The organism is Leucobacter aridicollis (genome assembly GCF_013409595.1).
GTDB classification, from domain to species: Bacteria; Actinomycetota; Actinomycetes; order Actinomycetales; family Microbacteriaceae; genus Leucobacter; species Leucobacter aridicollis.
In genome coordinates this window covers 1002230-1021401 of the sequence record NZ_JACCBD010000001.1, presented here as the reverse complement: position 1 = coordinate 1021401, position 19172 = coordinate 1002230, and the positions used below count along the sequence as shown (strand labels likewise).

At 68.8% G+C, this 19172-nt stretch carries 12 protein-coding genes and 1 riboswitch; of the genes, 1 reads left to right on the top strand and 11 read right to left on the bottom strand.

Annotation, left to right across the window (positions count from 1 at the left end; genetic code table 11):
• Positions 1-156: 156 nt before the first annotated feature.
• The 11 genes from ispG to rsmI all read right to left on the bottom strand — a co-directional run bounded on the left by ispG (position 157) and on the right by rsmI (position 17774).
• A complete protein-coding gene (ispG, locus tag BJ960_RS04720; RefSeq protein WP_121078670.1) occupies positions 157-1290 on the bottom strand; it encodes a flavodoxin-dependent (E)-4-hydroxy-3-methylbut-2-enyl-diphosphate synthase in 1134 nt (377 codons plus the stop codon).
• 51 nt (positions 1291-1341) lie between these two features.
• On the bottom strand, positions 1342-2865 hold the full coding sequence (locus BJ960_RS04715) for a M50 family metallopeptidase (protein ID WP_185986464.1): 1524 nt from the start codon (positions 2863-2865) through the stop codon (positions 1342-1344).
• Positions 2866-2917: 52 nt separating this feature from the next.
• Complete coding sequence (locus BJ960_RS04710; RefSeq protein ID WP_185986463.1) at positions 2918-4345, bottom strand: L-serine ammonia-lyase; 1428 nt, start codon at positions 4343-4345, stop codon at positions 2918-2920.
• Positions 4346-4386: 41 nt separating this feature from the next.
• Positions 4387-4767, bottom strand: a complete 381-nt coding sequence (gcvH, locus tag BJ960_RS04705) for a glycine cleavage system protein GcvH (protein ID WP_121078676.1) — start codon at positions 4765-4767, stop codon at positions 4387-4389.
• A gap of 80 nt (positions 4768-4847) precedes the next feature.
• Positions 4848-6002: a glycine cleavage system aminomethyltransferase GcvT gene (gene gcvT, locus BJ960_RS04700; RefSeq protein WP_185986462.1), complete on the bottom strand. Its 1155-nt coding sequence runs from the start codon at positions 6000-6002 to the stop codon at positions 4848-4850.
• Between the two features lie 2 nt (positions 6003-6004).
• Complete coding sequence (gcvP, locus tag BJ960_RS04695; protein WP_185986461.1) at positions 6005-8869, bottom strand: aminomethyl-transferring glycine dehydrogenase; 2865 nt, start codon at positions 8867-8869, stop codon at positions 6005-6007.
• A 147-nt stretch (positions 8870-9016) separates the two neighbouring features.
• A riboswitch (glycine riboswitch) is annotated at positions 9017-9108 on the bottom strand.
• A gap of 89 nt (positions 9109-9197) precedes the next feature.
• Complete coding sequence (locus tag BJ960_RS04690) at positions 9198-12353, bottom strand: DUF7507 domain-containing protein (protein WP_185986460.1); 3156 nt, start codon at positions 12351-12353, stop codon at positions 9198-9200.
• Positions 12350-14362, bottom strand: coding sequence for a DUF7927 domain-containing protein (locus tag BJ960_RS04685; protein WP_185986459.1), 2013 nt, complete (start codon positions 14360-14362; stop codon positions 12350-12352). Before BJ960_RS04685 ends, BJ960_RS04690 begins: the two co-directional genes overlap by 4 nt.
• 260 nt (positions 14363-14622) lie before the next feature.
• On the bottom strand, positions 14623-15699 hold the full coding sequence (dxr, locus tag BJ960_RS04680; RefSeq protein ID WP_185986458.1) for a 1-deoxy-D-xylulose-5-phosphate reductoisomerase: 1077 nt from the start codon (positions 15697-15699) through the stop codon (positions 14623-14625).
• 67 nt (positions 15700-15766) lie between these two features.
• Positions 15767-16711 (bottom strand): FKBP-type peptidyl-prolyl cis-trans isomerase, encoded by a 945-nt coding sequence (locus BJ960_RS17155; RefSeq protein ID WP_185986457.1) that lies wholly within the window; start codon positions 16709-16711, stop codon positions 15767-15769.
• A gap of 241 nt (positions 16712-16952) precedes the next feature.
• Positions 16953-17774, bottom strand: a complete 822-nt coding sequence (gene rsmI, locus BJ960_RS04670; protein WP_121078686.1) for a 16S rRNA (cytidine(1402)-2'-O)-methyltransferase — start codon at positions 17772-17774, stop codon at positions 16953-16955.
• A gap of 109 nt (positions 17775-17883) precedes the next feature.
• On the opposite strand from rsmI, the gene BJ960_RS04665 reads away from it, so the two are divergent.
• Positions 17884-19113 (top strand): MFS transporter, encoded by a 1230-nt coding sequence (locus BJ960_RS04665; protein WP_185986456.1) that lies wholly within the window; start codon positions 17884-17886, stop codon positions 19111-19113.
• Positions 19114-19172 lie beyond the last annotated feature (59 nt).

The following is a 19172-nucleotide window of genomic DNA, read 5'->3' as shown; positions in this document are numbered from 1 at the left end:
GATCTGCAGTTGAAATGCAAGAACGGCCCCAATCCTGGATACGATCTGCAGATCGCATGGATTGGGGCCGCATCGGCACCGGGGCCGCGCTGGCAGTCGGGGCCTGTTGGGGCCCGGACCGTGCTGGCGGCTGGGGCCGCGAGAGCGTAGCGATCGCTACTTGACGGCGAGAACCTCCGGGGCGCCGGACTCGCGCTCGTGCCCCATCTCGTCGGCGATACGGTTCGCTTCCTCGATCAGGGTGGCGACAATCTCGGACTCGGGAACGGTCTTGATGACCTCGCCCTTCACGAAGATCTGGCCCTTGCCGTTGCCCGAGGCGACACCGAGGTCTGCCTCGCGCGCCTCGCCGGGGCCGTTCACGACGCATCCCATGACAGCGACGCGCAGCGGCACCGTCATGCCCTCAAGGCCCTTGGTGACCTCCTCGGCGAGCGTGTACACGTCGACCTGCGCGCGGCCACACGATGGGCACGACACGATCTCAAGCTTGCGCTCGCGAAGGTTCAGCGACTGCAAGATCTGCAGGCCGACCTTGACCTCCTCGACAGGGGGCGCCGACAGCGACACGCGAATGGTGTCGCCGATGCCCTCGGACAGCAGAATGCCAAACGCGGTGGCACTCTTGATGGTGCCCTGGAACGCGGGACCGGCCTCGGTCACGCCGAGGTGCAGCGGCCAGTCGCCGGCGGCAGCGAGCTGCCGGTAGGCCTTCGTCATGACGATGGGGTCGTTGTGCTTCACCGAGATCTTGAAGTCGTGGAAGTCGTGCTCTTCGAAGAGCGACGCCTCCCAGACGGCGCTCTCGACGAGCGCCTCGGCGGTGGGCTTGCCGTACTTCTGCAGCAGGCGACGGTCGAGGGAGCCGGCGTTCACGCCGATCCTGAGCGAGACGCCCGCGTCCTTGGCGGCCTTCGCGATCGCCCCGACGTTGCCGTCGAACTGGCGGATGTTGCCGGGGTTCACGCGAACCGCGGCGCACCCGGCATCGATGGCCGCATAGATGTAGCGCGGCTGGAAGTGGATGTCGGCGATCACCGGAATCTGGCTCTTCTTCGCGATGATGTGCAACACATCCGCGTCGTCCTGGCTTGGCACCGCGACGCGCACGATGTCGCATCCGGCCGCCGTGAGCTCGGCGATCTGCTGGAGCGTTCCGTTGATGTCGGTCGTCGGAGTCGTGGTCATCGACTGCACAGAGATCTGCGAGTCACTGCCCACGCCGACTGAGCCGACCTTGATTTGACGGGTCTTGCGCCGCGGTGCCAATACTTCCGGCACCTTCGGCATTCCCAAATTCACTGCTGCCACGGAACCGAGTCTACCGGGGTCAGCCGAACGTTAGCCGAATAGCGCGACGGGCTTCACAATATCGGCGTACATGAGCAGCAGGCTCATCGCACCGAGGGCGATCACGACCACAAACGTGACCGGCACCATCTTCGCCGTGTCGACGGGGCCCGGGTCGGGTTTGCCGCGCAGCCGCGCCCAGCCCCGCTTGATCGCCTCGTAGATCGCGCCAGCGATGTGCCCGCCGTCGAGCGGCATGAGCGGCACGAGGTTGAACACGAACAGCGCCACGTTGAGCGAGCCCGCGAGGCTGAAGATGAACTGGGCGCGCGCGGCGAGCGGGGCCTCGTCCATGCTCACGACCTCACCCGCCAGCCTGCCGATCCCGACGACGCCCATCGGGCCGTTCGGGTCGCGTTCCTCCGCACCGAAGGCAGCCTGCCAGACGTCGACGAGGCGCGCGGGGAGGTTCACGATGACCCCGGCGACGTTCTTCACGTTCTCGCCGACGAACGCTGGTACCTCGGCGATCGGGCGCTGCACCACCTCGGAGCCGGGGGTTGCCCCGATCATGCCGACGCTCTCAGTCTTCGGCGTGCCGTCTTCGTTGAGCACTGCCTTACCGCTGCTGTCCGCGAGGATCCGTTCGTTCGCCTCGGGCGTGAGCGCCATGATGTCGGACTTGCCGTTGCGCTCGATCTCGACCTGCAGGGTGAGGCCAGGCGATGAGGCGACGATCGAGCGGAACTGCTCCCAGTCCTCGATCTTCGTCCCGTTCACGGCGACAAGCGTGTCCCCTGGCTGCAACCCAGCGGCCGCGGCTGGCGCCGCCGGGTCGTCGGTCCCGCAGCTCGTCTGCGTGCTCCCCGCGGGCACAAGGCACTCGCTCACCTGCGCGAGCGTCGTGCTCGACTGTGCGACGCCGAAGCCGGAGATCACGATGCCGAAGAACAGGAACGCGAGCACCAGGTTCATGAGCGGCCCGCCCGCCATCACGATGATCTTCTTCCAGACGGGGAGCCTGTAGAACGACCGGTGATCCTCCCCATCGGGGATCGTCTCCGCGCTCGCGTCGCGCGCCTCGTCGACCCAGCCGGCGAGGCCGCGGCGGTATTCGGTCTCGTCCTGCCCAGCTGCTACCGAGGCGTCCGCATCGCTCGGCCCGGTGTTCCCCGGGCCGGCATCGCTCGGCGCCGCCGGCGCGACGTCCCCAACCCGCGTGATCTCGTCGACGATCGACTCGCCGTGCTTCTTGCCGACCTTGACGGGCGCGTCTTCGACGACCGAGTTCAGGAACCCGGTGGTGGACTCGCGCGGCGCCTCCCCCGGCTTCGACGGCGGATACATGCCGATCATCGCGACGTAGCCGCCGAGCGGCAGCATCTTCACGCCGTACTCGGTCTCGCCCTTCTTGCGTGACCAGATGGTGCGCCCGAAGCCGATCATGTACTGCGTCACCTTCACGCCAAAGAGCTTGGCGGGGAGCAGATGCCCGATTTCGTGCAGCGCGATCGAGATGCCGAGCAGCAGCACGATGATCAGGATCCCGAGGGCGTAGAGGAGAACGGTAGTCACCGGTTTAGCGTACCCGCGGCGGCTGTGCGTCGCCCCTCAGCGGGGCGAGTTCTCAGCACTCGATGACGTTCACGGCGAGCCCGCCGCGCGCGGTCTCCTTGTACTTGTCGCTCATGTCCTTACCGGTCTCGCGCATCGTGATGATGACCTCGTCGAGCGTGACGTGGTGCTCACCGTCGCCCATGAGCGCCATCTTCGCGGCGTTGATCGCCTTCGACGCCGCGATCGCGTTGCGCTCGATGCACGGGATCTGCACGAGCCCGCCGATCGGGTCGCACGTGAGGCCGAGGTTATGCTCCATCGCGATCTCCGCGGCGTTCTCGACCTGCTGCGGCGTGCCGCCGAGGATCTGCGCGAGGCCCGCGGCCGCCATCGACGATGCGGAACCGACCTCGCCCTGGCAACCGACCTCGGCGCCCGAGATCGACGCCTGCTCTTTGAACAGCACGCCAACGGCGGCCGCGGCGAGCAGGAAGTCGACGACGACGCGCTGCTTCTCTTCCGCGCTCCAGGTCGCGGCGCCCGGCGCGTAGTGCGTCGCGTAGAACAGCACCGCGGGAATGATACCGGCCGCGCCGTTCGTCGGCGCGGTAACGACGCGGCCGCCAGACGCGTTCTCCTCGTTCACGGCGAGGGCAACGAGGTTAATCCACTCCTGCCAGAAGACGGGGTCGCGATCAGGATCCTGTTCGCTCAGCTTGCGGTGCCACTCTGGCGCGCGGCGGCGCACGTTCAGCCCGCCCGGCAGCACGCCCGTGCGGGTGAGGGCGGAGTTCTTGCACGCCTCCATCACATCCCAGATGTGGGCGAGTCCGTCGCGGACAGCCTCCTCGTCGCGACTCACGAGCTCGTTCGCGAGCATCACCTCAGCGATGCTCAGCCCGTTCGATTCGCTGTGCACGAGCAGTTCGGCGGCAGTGGTGAACGGGTAGGGCTGCTCGGCGAGCTGCTCCGCCAGGCGGTCGAGGATCTTCTCCTCCGCCCCGTCGCGCACGATGAAGCCGCCGCCGACCGAGTAGTAGGTCTGCTCGTCGAGCACCTCGCCCGCGGCGTCGAGCGCTGCAAACCGCATACCGTTCGTGTGCGTTTCGAGCACGGTCAGCGGGCGCAGCACCATGTCGGCGACGCCGAACGGCACGATCGCCGGCCCCGCCCCGAGGGCCGCGGTGCCGAGCTCGGCGCCAACCCTCAGCTCGCCGGTCTCCTCGATCCGCGCGAGCGCCGACTCAACCTCGCTGGGCAGCACGGTCTCGGGGTCGAAACCCTCGAGCCCGAGCAGCACCGCGGTGAAGGTGCCGTGCCCGTGGCCGGTGGCCGCGAGCGAACCGAAGAGGTCCACCCGCAGCCCGGCTACCCCGTCAAGCTGGCCGCGTGCGGCGATACCCGCCACGAACGCATGGCCGGCGCGCATCGGTCCGACGGTGTGTGAGCTCGATGGCCCGATCCCGACGGAAAAAAGATCGAAGACGCTGATCGCCACGCTGCGGCCTGCCTTTCGGGGTGTGGGGTGATGGGGTCGCGTTACGCGACGGTGGCGTCGTTCGCGGCGGCGTACTCCTCGGCCGAGAGCAGCGGGCCCTCCGCCGTGACGGCGACGCGGAACAGCCACGCCGCGCCGTAGGGGTCGCTGTTTACGAGCGCGGGGTCTGTAACGACGGCGTCGTTGATCTCGACGACCTCGCCCGTGACCGGGCTGTAGAGGTCGGAGACCGACTTCGTCGACTCGATCTCACCGCAGACCTCGCCGGCGGTGAGCTGCGCACCGACCTCGGGCAGCTCGATGTAGACGACGTCGCCGAGCGCGTCGGCCGCGACCTGGCTGACGCCGACGGTTGCGGGGCTCTGATCGTCGATCCACTCGTGCTCGTCGGAGTAGCGGAATCCTGCGTGTACCTGGCTCATGGGGTTCTCGTGTTCTTTCTGTGGGGTGGTGTGGGGGTGCTCGGTGGTGCCGTGCGGCGTTCGTTGCCGCACGGCCGGGGCTACGCGCTGCGCGTGTAGAACGGGAGCGCGACGACCTCGAACGGCTCGCGCTTGCCGCGCAGGTCGACCTCGACGGTCGTGCCCGGCTCGGCGAAGCTCGCGTCGAGCTTCGCGAGGGCGATCGGGTAGCCGAGGGTCGGGCTGGGCTGCCCGCTCGTGATGACGCCGATCTCGCGCGGCGCCTCGTCGGTAACCTCGGATGCTGGTGTGAACACCGCGTAGCCGCCGCGACCAGCGCGGCGCCCGAGGCCCTTGAGCCCGACGAGTACGCGGCGCGACCCGGCAGCCTTCGCCGCCTCGAGCGCGGCGCGTCCGACGAAGTTCTCGGTCTTCTTGAACGAGACGACGCCGCCGAGGTTCGCCTCGAACGGGGTCGTGTCGACGCTCAGTTCGTTGCCGTAGAGGGGCATGCCTGCCTCGAGGCGCAGGGAGTCACGCGAGGCGAGGCCGCACGGGGTGAGGCCGTGGCCCTCCCCCGCGGCGAGCAGCAGCTGCCAGAGCTCCGGCGCGCGATCGGCCGGGATGTACAGCTCGAAGCCGTCCTCGCCGGTGTACCCGGTGCGCGCGAGCAGCACGTCGATGCCCGAGACCGTGACCGCCGTCCACGCGTAGTACGCGAGGTCCGCGACCGCGGCGCGCTCGTCGTCGGTTGCGACGACGGCCCGCACGATCGCCTCGGAGTTCGGCCCCTGCACGGCAATAAGGGCAGTGTCGGCCGACGCGTCGGTGACCTCGACGGCGAAATCCTCGGCCCGCTCGGTGAGGAGGCGCGCGACCGTCGGGGCGTTGCCCGCGTTCGGCACGACGAGGAAGCGCGTCTCGGCGATGCGGTAGACGATGAGGTCGTCGACGATGCCGCCGTCGGCGTTCACGATGAGTGAGTACTTCGCCTTCCCGACGGCCGTCACTGCGAAGTTGCCGACGAGGGCGGTGTTCAGGAACGCAGCGGCGTCGTCGCCCGACACCCAGACCTCCCCCATATGCGACAGGTCGAAGAGGCCGGCGGCCTCCCGCACGGCGCGGTGCTCGGCGAGTTCGCTGCCGTACTTCAGCGGCATATCCCAGCCGCCGAAGTCGGTGAACGATGCGCCGAGCTTCTCGTGCTCGGCGTGCAGCGACGTGTGCTTTGGCTGCTCGGTCGTGTGCTCAGTCATGATTAGTCCTCGTAGGCTTCGATGGGCGGGCAGGAGCAGACAAGGTTGCGGTCGCCGAACGCGCCATCAATGCGCGAGACGGGCGGGAAGTACTTGTCGACGCGCAGGCGCTCGCTCGGGAACGCGGCCTGCTCGCGGGTGTACGCGCGGTCCCAGCTGTCGGAGACGACGACGGCGGCGGGGTGCGGTGCGCCGCGCAGCGGCGACGCCTCGATCGCGTAGGTGCCCGCGATGACGTCGTCGATCTCGGCGCGGATCTGGATCATCGCCTCGATGAACCGCTCGATCTCGCCGAGATCCTCGGACTCGGTGGGCTCGACCATGAGCGTGCCCGGAACCGGAAACGCGAGCGTCGGCGCGTGGAAGCCGAAGTCGATGAGGCGCTTCGCCACGTCCTCGGCGGTGACGCCTGACTTCGCGGTGAGCTCGCGCAGGTCGAGGATGCACTCGTGCGCGACGAGTCCGGTCTCGCCGGTGAACAGCACCGGGAAGTGCTCGCGGAGGCGCGCGGCGATGTAGTTCGCCGAGAGCAGCGCGGTCTCGGTCGCGCGGGTGAGCCCCTCGCCGCCCATCATCGCGACGTACGCGAACGAGATCGGCAGGACGCCAGCGGAACCGAACAGGGTCGCCGCGACGGGGATCCCGTCGGTCGTCTGGATCCCGTCGGCCGCGAGGCCCGCGGCCGGGTTGCCCGGCAGGAACGGCTTCAGGTGCTCGGCGACCGCGACCGGGCCGACGCCGGGCCCGCCGCCGCCGTGCGGGATCGCGAACGTCTTGTGCAGGTTCAGGTGGGAGACGTCGCCCCCGAACTCGCCCGGCTTGCCGAGGCCGACGAGCGCGTTCATGTTCGCGCCATCGATGTATACCTGGCCGCCTGCCGCGTGCACGCGGTCGCAGACGTCCCGCACGTCAGCGTCGTAGACGCCGTAGGTCGACGGGTAGGTGATCATGATGGCCGACAGCGCCGCCTGGTGCTGCTCGATCTTCGCGTCGAGGTCGTCGAGGTCGATCGCGCCCGTCGGCGTGTTCTTCACGATGACGACGCGCATGCCGGCGAGCACCGCAGACGCGGCGTTCGTGCCGTGCGCGGATTCGGGGATGAGGCAGACGTCGCGGCCGTCGTCACCGTTCGCGAGGTGGTAGCTGCGGATCGCGAGGAGGCCCGCGTACTCGCCCTGCGAGCCGGCGTTCGGCTGTAGCGAGATGCCCGCGTAGCCGGTGATCTCAAGCAGCCAGTTCTCGAGGCGGCCGATGAGCTCGCGCCAGCCCGCGCTCTGGTCGGCGGGGACGTACGGGTGGATCCCCGCGAACTCTGGCCACGAGATCGATTCCATCTCGGCGGTCGAGTTGAGCTTCATCGTGCACGAGCCGAGCGGGATCATCGTCCGGTCGAGCGCGAGGTCGCGGTCGGCGAGGCGGCGGAGGTAGCGCAGCATCTGCGTCTCCGAGCGGACCTCGTGGAAGATCGGGTGGGTGAGGTACTCGCTCGTGCGGGTGAGCTCGGCCGAGAAGGCGTAGTCGCCCGCTTCGACAGCCTCGGGGGCCGTCGCGCCGAAGACCTCGGCGACGGCCGCAACGGTCTGCGCGGTCGTCGTCTCGTCGAGCGAGATACCGACGGTGTCTTCGTCGACGAGCCGAAGGTTCAGCCCGGCGTCAGCCGCGACGGCGACGATCTTCGAAGCGAGGCCCGGAACCCGCGCCCAGAGGGTGTCAAAGAACGAGTCGCGCACGAGTTCCACCCCGACGCCCGCGAGGGCTGCGGCGAGCGCGCGAGCGTGCGCGTGCGTGCGCTGGGCGATCCGCTTGAGCCCGTCGGGGCCGTGGTAGACGGCGTACATCGACGCGGTGATCGCGAGGAGCGCCTGCGCGGTGCAGATGTTGCTTGTCGCCTTCTCGCGGCGGATGTGCTGCTCGCGCGTCTGGAGCGCCAACCGGTAGGCCGTGCGGCCTTCCTGATCCTTCGAGACGCCGACGAGGCGACCCGGGAGCGAGCGCTCGAGGCCCTCCCGCACCGCGAGGAACGCCGCGTGCGGGCCCCCGAAGAACAGCGGCACGCCGAACCGCTGAGTGTTGCCGACCGCAATGTCGGCGCCCTGCTCGCCCGGCGAGGTGATGAGCGTGAGCGCGAGGAGGTCGGCCGCGATGGTGACCATCGCGCCGCGATCCTTCGCCGCCTGGATCACCGCCGCGTGGTCGACGACCGCGCCGTCGTTGCCCGGCTGCTGCAGCACGATGCCCGAGATCTCGCCGTCGGGCAGGCCCGTGGAGAGGTCCGCGACCTCAACGTCGAAGCCGAGCGCTTCAGCGCGGCCAGTGATGACGGCGATCGTCTGCGGGAAGAGGTTTGCGTCGACCACAGTCTTCGCGTCGGCCTTCGACTTGTTCGCGCGGCGCATGAGCAGCACGGCCTCCGCCGCGGACGAGGCCTCGTCAAGCATGGACGCGTTCGCGATGGGCAGGCCTGTGAGATCAGACACCATGGTCTGGAAATTCAGGAGCGCCTCGAGGCGGCCCTGCGAGATCTCGGGCTGGTAGGGCGTGTACGCCGTGTACCAGGAGGGGCTCTCGAGCACGTTGCGGCGGATCACCGGCGGCGTGTGCGTGCCGTAGAAGCCCTGCCCGATGAGCTGCGTCTTCACGACGTTCTGCGAGGCGAGGCCGCGAAGTTCTGCGAGGACCCCCTCCTCGCTCAGCGCGTCGGGCAGGTCGAGCGGGCGCGCGCTCCGGATCGCGGCCGGAACGGCGGCGTCAACGAGGGCCGCGCGGCTCTCGAACCCGAGCGCGTCGAGCATGACCCGCTGGTCGGCGTCGGAGGTGACGCCGATGTGGCGGTTCTCGAAGGGTACGGACAGTGCTGGTGATGTCACAGAGGATCTCCAATATCGGGGTCGGGCGCGACCAACGTAAAGATCCTCCCCGCTCTGTACTGTGACCTGAGAGATTCGAGCGAGTGAAACCACCACTGCGCCCTTGCACCTTCGGTGAGCGGGAAGCCCGCTGCTTTTCAGAGTTGCCTACGCGTTGCGGTACAGGGGCCTGAGAGTTTCCCGGGGAGGGTTTGCTCCTACGGCGCCGGGGCTGACCCGGTCTCTCCCGCAATGCCTACACGGCGTGTTCAGTTGTTAGGGCAGAGTCTACCCTGCCCGGAGCCGGAACTCACGGGACAGGGCGACTTTTGCCACAGGGCGGGCCAGATTAGCCACGTTGCTGACGCGCGAGCCGCTTGCTGGCGAGCAGCGCGCCGAGCACGAGCAGCAGGGCGGCGATGGCGGCCGCGCCGAGCGGCCCCACCCCGCCCGTCTCACCGATCACGCTGGGGCCGCCGGGCGTCCCGGGGCCACCAGGGCTGCCGGGTCCGCCTGGCGCGCCCGGGCCACCGGGACCCTCGCCATCGTCCGCGGGGTACACGGTGGTCACCAGTTCGAATGGTGTGCTGTTCTCGGTGCCGCCCGCAGGCGAGGCTGCCGCTGCCGCTGCGACGTTCACGACGCGCCGATCCGCCACCGCATCGCCCGGGACCTCGTACCCCGCGACCGCAGCGCACTCAACGGTCGCCCCCGGCGCGAGCTCGCCGGCAGCGCAGGTCACGTCAACGCCGGCCTCCGCCAGGAGCGGATCGTCGACCGCCACCGCGCTGAGCGGCACGTTTCCGATGTTGGTGACGGTGAAGCCGTACCAGAGAAGATCGCCGGCGGTCACCATGCCCGAGCTGTCGAGATCCTCGGTGCGGTCGAGCCGCTTCTCGATCGCAATGCCCGGCCGCGCGACCGTGAGCCACGTGGTGTGCGCCGCCGTCGGGGACGCCACCGCGTCGCCGAGCAGCGTCTCACCGGTGACGCGCGCGGTGTTGTGGACCCGCCCAGCGGCTTCGTCGTCGAGGGTCACCTCGTAGCCTGCGTCAGCTGTGCACCTCGCGACTGCATGCGGCAGCAGCGGATCGGCGACCTCGCAGGACACTTCGACGCCGGCCCCCGTTAGCAGGGCGTCCTCGAGCGCCACGGCGGTGAGCGGCAGATCCCCTTGGTTCACAACCTCGAATGCGTACCAGATCGCGTCGCCCGCGTTCACGAGCCCGTCACCGTTCACGTCCTCGGTGCCCCCGCCCGGCGCATCGGTGTTGAGCCGTTTGATCAGCGCGAGCGCCGGGTGCACGGGGGCGACCGGTGTCACGAGGGCAGTCTCGGGCGAGCGGATCTCGCCGGCCTCGCCAGCGGCGCCAACCGCGACCGCAGTGTTCACGACCTCCCCCGCCGCGGCCTCAGACGCCGAGACCGGGTACCCGGCGTCGGCGGCACACGTCATGTGGGCGCCAGGGGCAAGCTCGACCGCGGCGCACGTCACGCCAATCCCGGCATCGGCAAGCAGGTGGTCTTCCACTGACAGTGCGCTGAGAGGAGTATTGCCGTCGTTCCACACGGTGAACTCGTAGTCCAACGTGTCGCCGCGGCTCAGCGTCCCGCTGCCGTCGAGGTCCGACCATCCCGCGAGATGCTTCTGCGCGAACAGGCTCGGTTCGGCGACCGCGGTCGGCACGTCAACGGTCGACGGCAGCGATTCGACCGAGACTCCAGCGGCCGTGGCCGCGCTCGCCGTCGCGGTGTTCGTCGCAACTCCTGACGTCGCCTCCTCCGCAGTGATGGCGACGCCCTCGGTGGCGACGCAGCTCGTCTCTGCGCCAGGCGCCAGCGACGTCGCCGCACACGTGATCTGGCCGTCTCCAGGCAGCTTGGCGTCGCTAATGCTCACGGCCGACAGCGGCACCTCGCCCGTGTTCGACACGGTGAACGCGTACCAGACGAGGTCTCCCGCGTCGATCAACCCGTTCCCGTTGCTGTCGGTGATCCCTCCGGCACCTTCCGCGTCGTTCAGCGCCTTGTCGATCGCGAGCGAGACGCGTGCGGGAACGACGGGGAGCTCGTGCACCGACTCTTTGGCGGCCACGGTGTCGCCGCCAGGCGCCGTCGCCGCCGCCGTCGCGGTGTTCGTGAGCTTGCCGTTCGCGGCATCGTCGGGCGTCATCGCGAGCCCTGCGTCTGCCACGCAGCGGGTCTCGGCACCGGGCGCCAGGTCTGCGGATTCACAGCTCACGGTGATGCCCGCATCTGCCAGCAGCCCGTCGACAACGCGCAGGTCCGCGACCGCAACGTTGCCCGTGTTCGTCACGTCAAACGCGTACCAGACGAGATCGCCCGGACTGTTCGTTCCGCTGAGATCGAGGTCCTCGATTCCGCCCTCGCCCTTGGCTGAGTTAAGGGATTTCTTGATCGCGAGCCCGGGCGCAGGCTCAACCACTGGCACCGTGATCGTCGCGTCTGGGGCGATCACGGCTCCGGTCGAGGCCTGCCCGAGTGCGCTCGCCGTGTTCACGACGCGTTCGTTCTCGACGTCGGCCGCGGTGATCGCGTACCCGGCGACCGCAGCGCAGTCGAGCGTTGCCCCCGGAGCGATCAGGTCGGCACCACACTCGATCGCAATGCCAGCCTCATCGAGGAGTTCGTCGACGATGCGCGGGTCGCGGACGATGGTGTCCCCCGTGTTTTCCAGCGTGAAGGCGAACCACACGAGATCGCCCTCGTCTGGCAGGCCGTTCCCGTTCACGTCCTCGACGCCCGTCTGGTGCACGGACTTGTCGAGCCGTTTCACGAGCGTGAGGCCGGACTCGACAGGCACAATCGGCACCTCGACGGTGTTCGATTCGGCGTGCACCGTGCCCGCCGGGCCGGCGTGCCCGCCCGTTGCGGTCGCGACGTTCACGATCTTGCCGGCTTCGACATCGTCAGCGCTGACGACATAGGCGCGGTTCTGGGCGCAGCTCGTCTGCGCGCCCGGCGCGAGGCGCGACGCGTCGCAAACGACCGTGACACCAGCCTCGGCGAGCATCGGGTCGGTCACGGTGACCGGGCTGAGCGTCGTTCGTCCGGTGTTCGTGACCGTGAACCCGAAGCTGAGCTGATCACCGATACTCACGGTGCCTGAACCGTCAAGGTCTCGCCAGCTCTGCCTGTCGAAGCTCTTCTCAATCGCGACCTGGGGAACAAAATGGACCGTGCAGAGCAGGTTGCCGTCGTCGCAGGCGGCGGGCGGTTCGGCGTCGCCGCGCACGAGATAGTTCTCGAGCGGGCCATCGCCGGCCCCGGCGTCCGCGACGACGGCCTCATAGGTGACGACCGCGGTATCGCCGGGCTCGATCTCACCGGTCACGCGGATCGTCTCGCCGACGACCTCGGCCATCACGACGCGGTTGGAGGGCGTGACGGCCACGTCGAGAATCCGCACGTCGCCAGCGTCGTCGAGGAGGCCAGCAAGGTGATCCGTCGCGTCGATCTCGGCGACGGCCGTGCCCTCGTTCACGAACTCGAGGCTGTAGGTGAGTGTCTCCCCGGTGTGACCGGCGTCTCTCGAATCGGATCGGCCTGTTTCGCAGCCTGGAGTGCAGCGACGAGCTGCTCGGTTGTCTGACACGTTTCGCTGTTCTTCGCCACGCAATCCTCGGGGAAGGGCGGCGCCTCAAGTCCGGGGTGGGTGAACGCGACGTTGAGCACGTGACCGTCTCCGGTGGGGGCTCCCCCTTCGAAGGCGTTCAGCGTCGCAGCGTACGTCACTGCAACCTCGTCGGCGAGCGGCACCCCGTCGCCTGCCCAGGTCCAGAGGGTGTCGCTGCCTGCCTGCCAGTCCGCTGGCTGCAGTGGCGACGCGGGGGCGGTCCCGCCAATCGTCGTGTCGAGCCCGGCCGTGAGCGTCGCGTCGTCGAGCACGCCAGTGAGATCGTCGCTCACACGCCCGCCCCAATGCGTCTGCGGCTCCGAGAGCTCCGCCTCGTGCGCGTACGGCACCGCGCGCGCGGTGACGGTGTAGTCGACCGTGCCGCCAGCCTCCAGCGGCTCAGAACTCGCCGAGGCCGCCTTCGTGATCTCGACGCCCGGCACCGCGATCGTGCGCGTCACGGCGTCGTCGTCCGCGACGTCGACGTAGGCCCAGTGGTCCAGGTGCCGGTTGTTGCCCCACGGGCCACCGGGATATGCGGCGCTGCCGTTGATGTTGTCGCAGCCCTCGGCGTTCCACCCGTGCACGCCGCCAGCGCTCGGTACGCCGTTTGCGGCGTCGGTCTCCAGGGGCGTCGGCACCGATCCGCATTTTTGGTTCGCCTGCCCATCCCACGCTTCGTCGGTGAGCGGCGTATCGTTCCAGAACAGCCTGTCCCGGCCTGCCGCAGGCCCGTTGAGCCGGGTGATCTCGATGCCGCCCTCAAGAATCTCCACGTCGGAGAGCGTGAAGTGAACCTCGGCATATCGCGTGATCGCGACGCGGAACGCGACCGGAGTCGAATCAGGGATGACCTCGCCGCGGGCGTCGAGCCCGTCGAACGCGTACTCTGCGCTCGCCACGCCACTGTTGCCAGGGTCGACGAGGGCGACGGTCTCCGTCCGGTCGCTGGGCCCATCGAACGTCCCGTCGCCATCGGTGTCGATCAGCAACGACACGTTGCCCTCGTACTCCGTCGCCGCGATGCTCACGGTGCCGGCCCTCGCACCCAACTGGGCATCGCTGCGCGCGAACTCGAGTCGAGACACGGTTGGCTCCACCTGGTCGGCGATCAGCCAGGTCGTGTCGCCCCCGGGGAGTGCGACTCGCGCGGGGAGGTCGGCGGCCGGTTCGGAGAAGAAGAGCTTGTATGGTTCGTAGCCTGCACACCCCGGCACCTCGTTGACCGGAGCGTATCCGCGGGGAGACGGGTTGTTCGGGAACCCGAGTGACTGGTAGACGGATCCACAGGAAGCACCGTCCACGTTGCCAAAGGCGTTGGCGAAGAGGGCCGAGTTCACGCCGCGGTACCCGCGCAGGTCCATGCGGTAGCTGTAGCCGTACTCGGTTTGCACCCAGAAGCTCAGTTCGGGGAGCGTCGCCATGTCCTCCATCTGGTACCCCTCGGACCAGACGCGCCCTGGCACGGGCGTTCCGGTGGCGGCGATGGGTTCGATGGTCCAGGTCAAGCGGTTCCGGGCCTGCTTGGTGCTGCCGTCGGCGCGGTAGGTTTCGACCGCCCAGACCCCGTCAGCCGCCTGAGCCGGCGAGAGATACTCGCACACGCTCCCCATTGCGGCGAGGTCGGTGCAGTCCTTCGCCACCGCCCCGTCCGGGGAGATGACTCGTACGCGCTGATTGTCGGCGGTGCTGCCGGCCACGTTCGAGTGGTTTCGGAAATCGACGCGGAGTTGCTCGCCGGCCTTCACGTAGACGTGCCACACCTGCGGCGACATCACTCGCGTGTTCGTCGGCTGCGACTCCGCGCTGGCCGGTGTGGGCGCGGACAGCGCGCCGGTGACGGTGAGCCCACTCGCTGCGAGGACAGCCGCGGTCACGAACGAGAGCGACCGCCACGCCCGTGCGTGGGACCGGCTGCGCCGCGATTCACGAGTGCGAACGCTCCCGTCGATCCGGTGACCGTGGTTTCGGCTCTTCCCCGCGCGCGTTCGCATGTCTCTCCCCCGAGTAACGTGCACGGCCGCGACTGCGCGACCGTGCCCAAGCTCGACTCAGTCTATGAGTAACCAGGGTGGCCGCATAGGGGTGACTCTGTATCCGGAGTGTGCAGCGGGCTAGGCGGCGCTCCGGGCTCGCGTCAGGCGAACACCCGATGCGCCTCGGCCCGCGCCCAGCGCTCGGCCTCGGCGAGGCTCTCCAGCGTGAGTTCCGCAGGCCCGTCGTGCCTGTCGACGACCTCGCGCACCGCATCGACGATACCCGTGAAAGAGATTTTCCCGTCGTGGAACGCGTCGACGGCCTCCTCGTTTGCGGCGTTGAACACTGCGGGGAAGGTGCCCTTCGCAGCCCCCACCTGTTTCGCGAGGTTCAGCGCCGGGAACGCGTCGTTGTCGACCGGCTCAAATTCCCAGGTTGCCGCCTTCGTCCAATCGAGCGGGACCCCGATGTTCGAGAGCCGGTCCGGCCACCCGAGGCCGAGCGCGATCGGCAGCCGCATGTCGGGCGGCGACGCCTGGGCGATCGTCGATCCGTCGATGAATTCCACCATCGAATGCACGATCGACTGTGGGTGCACGACGATGTCAATCTGGTCGTAGGGAACGTCGAACAAGAGGTGCGCCTCGATGACCTCGAGCCCCTTGTTCACGAGCGTCGCGGAGTTCGTCGTGATGACCCTGCCCATGTCCCACGTCGGGTGCGCGAGCGCCTGCTGCGGCGTGACGCCGTGCAACTCGTCGCGAGTGCGACCGCGGAACGGCCCACCTGATGCGGTGAGCACGAGCCGACGCACCTCCTCGTGGGTGCCAGAGCGGAGCGCCTGCGCGATGGCCGAGTGCTCGGAGTCGACGGGCACGATCTGGCCGGGCTTCGCGAGCCGCTTCACCAGGTCGCCGCCGACGATGAGCGACTCCTTGTTCGCGAGCGCGAGCGTCCGCCCCGCCTCAAGCGCGGCGATCGTCGGCGCAAGGCCAACGGAGCCCGTGATGCCGTTGAGCACGACGTCGGCGTCGACGTCGCGCGCGAGCTGCACGGCCGCGTCCACGCCAAGCCCCGTGTGCTCGACGCCAAACTCCGTTGCCTGCTCGGCGAGCCGTTCGGCGTTGCGCCCGGTTCCGAGCGCGACGACCTCAAACTTGTCGGGATGGCGACTGATGACGTCGAGCGCCTGCTCGCCGATCGAACCGGTGGACCCCAAAATCACAACGCGCCTCATGCAGACTATTCTGCCTGAGGCGCGCTGTGGGTTGCGACTTGCGACCCGCTATTCAGGGCCGGCTAGGTTATTCGACCTTCGAGACCAGCTGCAGCACGAAGGTGCGGGTCATGCCGTCGTTGTAGCCCATCTCCGAGGGCATCGTGACGAGGATCGTGGAGCCAACCTTCTGGCCGATCATCGCCTGCCGGAAGCCCTCGACGAGTGCGCCCTCGGCGGTCGAGAACTCGATCCCGGTCTCGCTCCAGTTGCCGTCGAAGCGCTCCGCGCCGTTCCAGTCGACGCCGACGTAGTTCGTCATGATCTTCTCGTTGTCGGCGACGACGGGGCCGTCGCCCTCCTCGAGGACCTTAAGCTCAAGCTCGGCGGGCGCCTCCATGCAGCTCGGAATCGTGATCGTCGGCTCGGTCTTGCCGTCGCCCATGTCGACCTCGGGGTACTTCTCGTCGCGCGGCTTCGGATCGTCGCAGACCTCGGCAGCCTCAGTGAAGTCGAACACGAAGACGAACGCGTCGGTCTTCGAGAGGCCGGTGAAGCCCCGCTCCGCGGGATCCACGTCGCCAAGCGCGTCGGCGACCGACGACACGATGACGGTGCGCTGCCCGACCGACCCGCAGCGAACAGCCTCGTAGGCCCACTTCGCGTCTGCGAACTGGTCAGCCTCGTTCGGGAACTTCATGTCGGGCGCGACGTTGATGACCTCGCCGGTCTTGCCGTTGAAGATCGTGTAGTTCCCGGTCGCAACCTGGCCCTCGGCGAACGGCTTCGCCTCGCCGTTCTTGAGCACCGTGCGCTCGATCTTGTCGCCGGCCTCGATCGGGGTCTTCGAGGTGAGCGTGATCTCGCCGCCAACGTCACCCGTCACCTTCACCGACTTGCTCGCGGCGCCGGCCGGGGCGCAGGCCTCACCGCTCGCGTCCTTGCTAATGACAGTGTCGCTACCTGTCGAACAGCCCGAGAGCAGCAGCGCGCCAACGATGGCGGTCGGAATAAAGAGGCGGGAGAGTTTCACGGGGATCCTGTTCTCGTCGATGGGATCAGACGGGTTAAATGTACTTCAAGTGTGCGCTATCGCGCCGCTTTCTAGCTGTGAGCACGCCGGAGTCGATCACCGAGCAGCCCGAGGATATGCGATCTGCGGGAGATATCCCCGCACCGCTGGACCAGTGCATTCGTATTGCAGATCCCATGGTTACTGCGCGAACGCGGGAGGCCCGGCCGACGGGTTCGGCGCGAACGCGGGTGGCCCGCCCCTACCCGCGCTTCGCCGCCAGCGCAGCCGCGTACAGCTCCTTGCTCGACAGCCCGGAGGCCTCCGCGACCTCACGGGTCACGTCCTTCAACCGATCCCCCGCCGCGACGCGCTCGAGCACCTCCGCCAGCGCGTCTTCCGGCGATGTGGCAGCCGCCGTGGCTCCCCCGACAACGACGACGATCTCGCCGCGCACCCCGGCCTTCGCCCACTCGGTGAGTTCCGCGAGCCCGCCGCGCTTCACCTCTTCGTACAGCTTCGTCAGCTCGCGGCACACGGCCGCCGGCCGATCCGCGCCAAACGCGTCGGCGAGATCGGCGAGCGACGTCGCGAGCCGGGAGGGCGACTCGAAGAACACGAGCGTGCGGCGCTCGCCCGCGAGATCACGCAGCAGCCGCCCGCGCTCGCCAGCCTTGCGCGGGAGAAACCCCTCGAACGCGAACCGATCCGTCGGCAGCCCGGAGACGGCGAGCGCCGTGATCACCGCCGACGGGCCCGGGATCGCGCTCACCTGCACGCCGGCCTCGGCCGCGAGCTGCACGACCCGGAAACCAGGATCGGACACCGTCGGCATGCCAGCGTCACTGACGAGCACAATGTCTTCGTGCTTGGCGCGCTCGACGAGGCTCGCTGCCCGGTCGTGCTCGTTGTGGTCGTGCAGCGCGACGAGCTCAGGGCGCGCGTCGATCTCGAGCAGCCTGAGCAGTTGCGCCGTGTGCCTCGTGTCCTCCGCCGCGATGACCGTCGCGTTCGCGAGCGTCTCGCGCAGTCGCACCGACGCGTCGCCTAGGTTGCCAATCGGGGTCGCCGCGAGAAGGATCATGCCTCAATGCTACGGGCTCGCAGCATGCTGCCGACGCGGGCGGGCACCACACCGCCGGCGCGACCCGACAGGTGCGCCCGCGCACCGGCTCGGATAGGCTTGGTCGGCTATGCACGATTCGAAACCTTCGCCCACGCTCTTCGAGCGCACCGGTGTCGCCTACTTCCCGCTCGCACTCGTCGCGCGCCTCCCGTTCGCGATGATGGTTGTCGGCGTGCTCACGCTCGTCGTCTCCGCCCGCGACTCGCTCCAGCTCGGAGGACTCTCCTCTGCAGTCGTCGGCATCGGTTCGGCGATCGTCGGCCCGTTCATCGGCGCCGCGGCCGATCGCTACGGGCAGCGAGTCGCGCTCCTCATCGCCGCCGTGACGCACAGCGCGGCGCTCGTCGGGCTCGCCTTCATCGCCTACTCGTCAGCCCCCGACTGGGCGATGCTCGCGATCGCGTTCGCCGTCGGTGCCACGAGCCCGCAGACCTCGCCGATGTCACGCTCCCGGCTCGTGCTCATCATCCAAAACTTCCTGCCGACCGAGCGCCGCCCCAAGGTGATGTCGCAGGTGCTCGCGTACGAGTCCGCGGCCGACGAGGTCGTCTTCGTCTTCGGCCCGGTCATCGTCGGGATCCTCGCCACGTTCTTCGGGCCACGCACCCCGATCCTCGCGGCCGCGGCGCTGACGCTCCTCTTCATCATCGCGTTCGCGCTGCACCACACGAGTGCGCCGGCGAAGTCCGCCGCTGAGCGCGCCGAGACACTCGCCCCGGCGTCCGAGCTCGCGCGCCCGTCGCTCCTCGTCGTCGTTGCAGGCATCACCGGCGTCGGCCTGGTGTTCGGCAGCACGCTCACGGCGCTCACCGCATTCATGAAGGCGCAGGGCCAGCCCGAGGCGGCCGGGCTCTTCTACGGGATCATGGGCATCGGCTCGGCGCTGCTCGCGATCTCAGTCTCGCTGTTCCCGCCGAGGTTCACGCTGCGCTACCGCTGGCTCGTGTTCGCGGTGTTCGTGCTCGCCGGCGAGGCGCTGCTCGCATCCGCGTCGTCCGCGACGCAGATCGCGGTGGGCCTCGCGATCACCGGTATCGGGATCGGCCCGCTTCTCGTGACGCTGTATAGCCTCGGGACGGCGCGCAGCCCGGAGGGTCGCAGCGCCACCGTGATGACGATGCTCGGCTCGGGCGTGATCCTTGGCCAGTCGCTGTCGTCGGCGGTCGGCGGGTCGATCGCCGAGAACGTCGGCGTGCACACGGCCCTCGTGCTGCCGCTCTACGCTGCCATCGTCATCGCGGTTGCGGGTGCGCTGAACTGGCTGCTGACCCCGTCAGGCACAGGCCGCGACGTCTAACCGCGGCTTCGGTATCCGGCTGCCGCCCGTCTGAGGGGAGGCGCCCGGCGGGTAGCCGC

Coding starts and splice junctions, on each gene's coding strand:
- ispG (WP_121078670.1), bottom strand. CDS start 1,290: ATGCCGAAGGTGCCGGAAGTATTGGCACCGCGGCGCAAGACCCGTCAA.
- gcvH (WP_121078676.1), bottom strand. CDS start 4,767: ATGAGCCAGGTACACGCAGGATTCCGCTACTCCGACGAGCACGAGTGG.
- gcvT (WP_185986462.1), bottom strand. CDS start 6,002: ATGACTGAGCACACGACCGAGCAGCCAAAGCACACGTCGCTGCACGCC.
- dxr (WP_185986458.1), bottom strand. CDS start 15,699: ATGAGGCGCGTTGTGATTTTGGGGTCCACCGGTTCGATCGGCGAGCAG.
- rsmI (WP_121078686.1), bottom strand. CDS start 17,774: ATGATCCTTCTCGCGGCGACCCCGATTGGCAACCTAGGCGACGCGTCG.
- BJ960_RS04665 (WP_185986456.1), top strand. CDS start 17,884: ATGCACGATTCGAAACCTTCGCCCACGCTCTTCGAGCGCACCGGTGTC.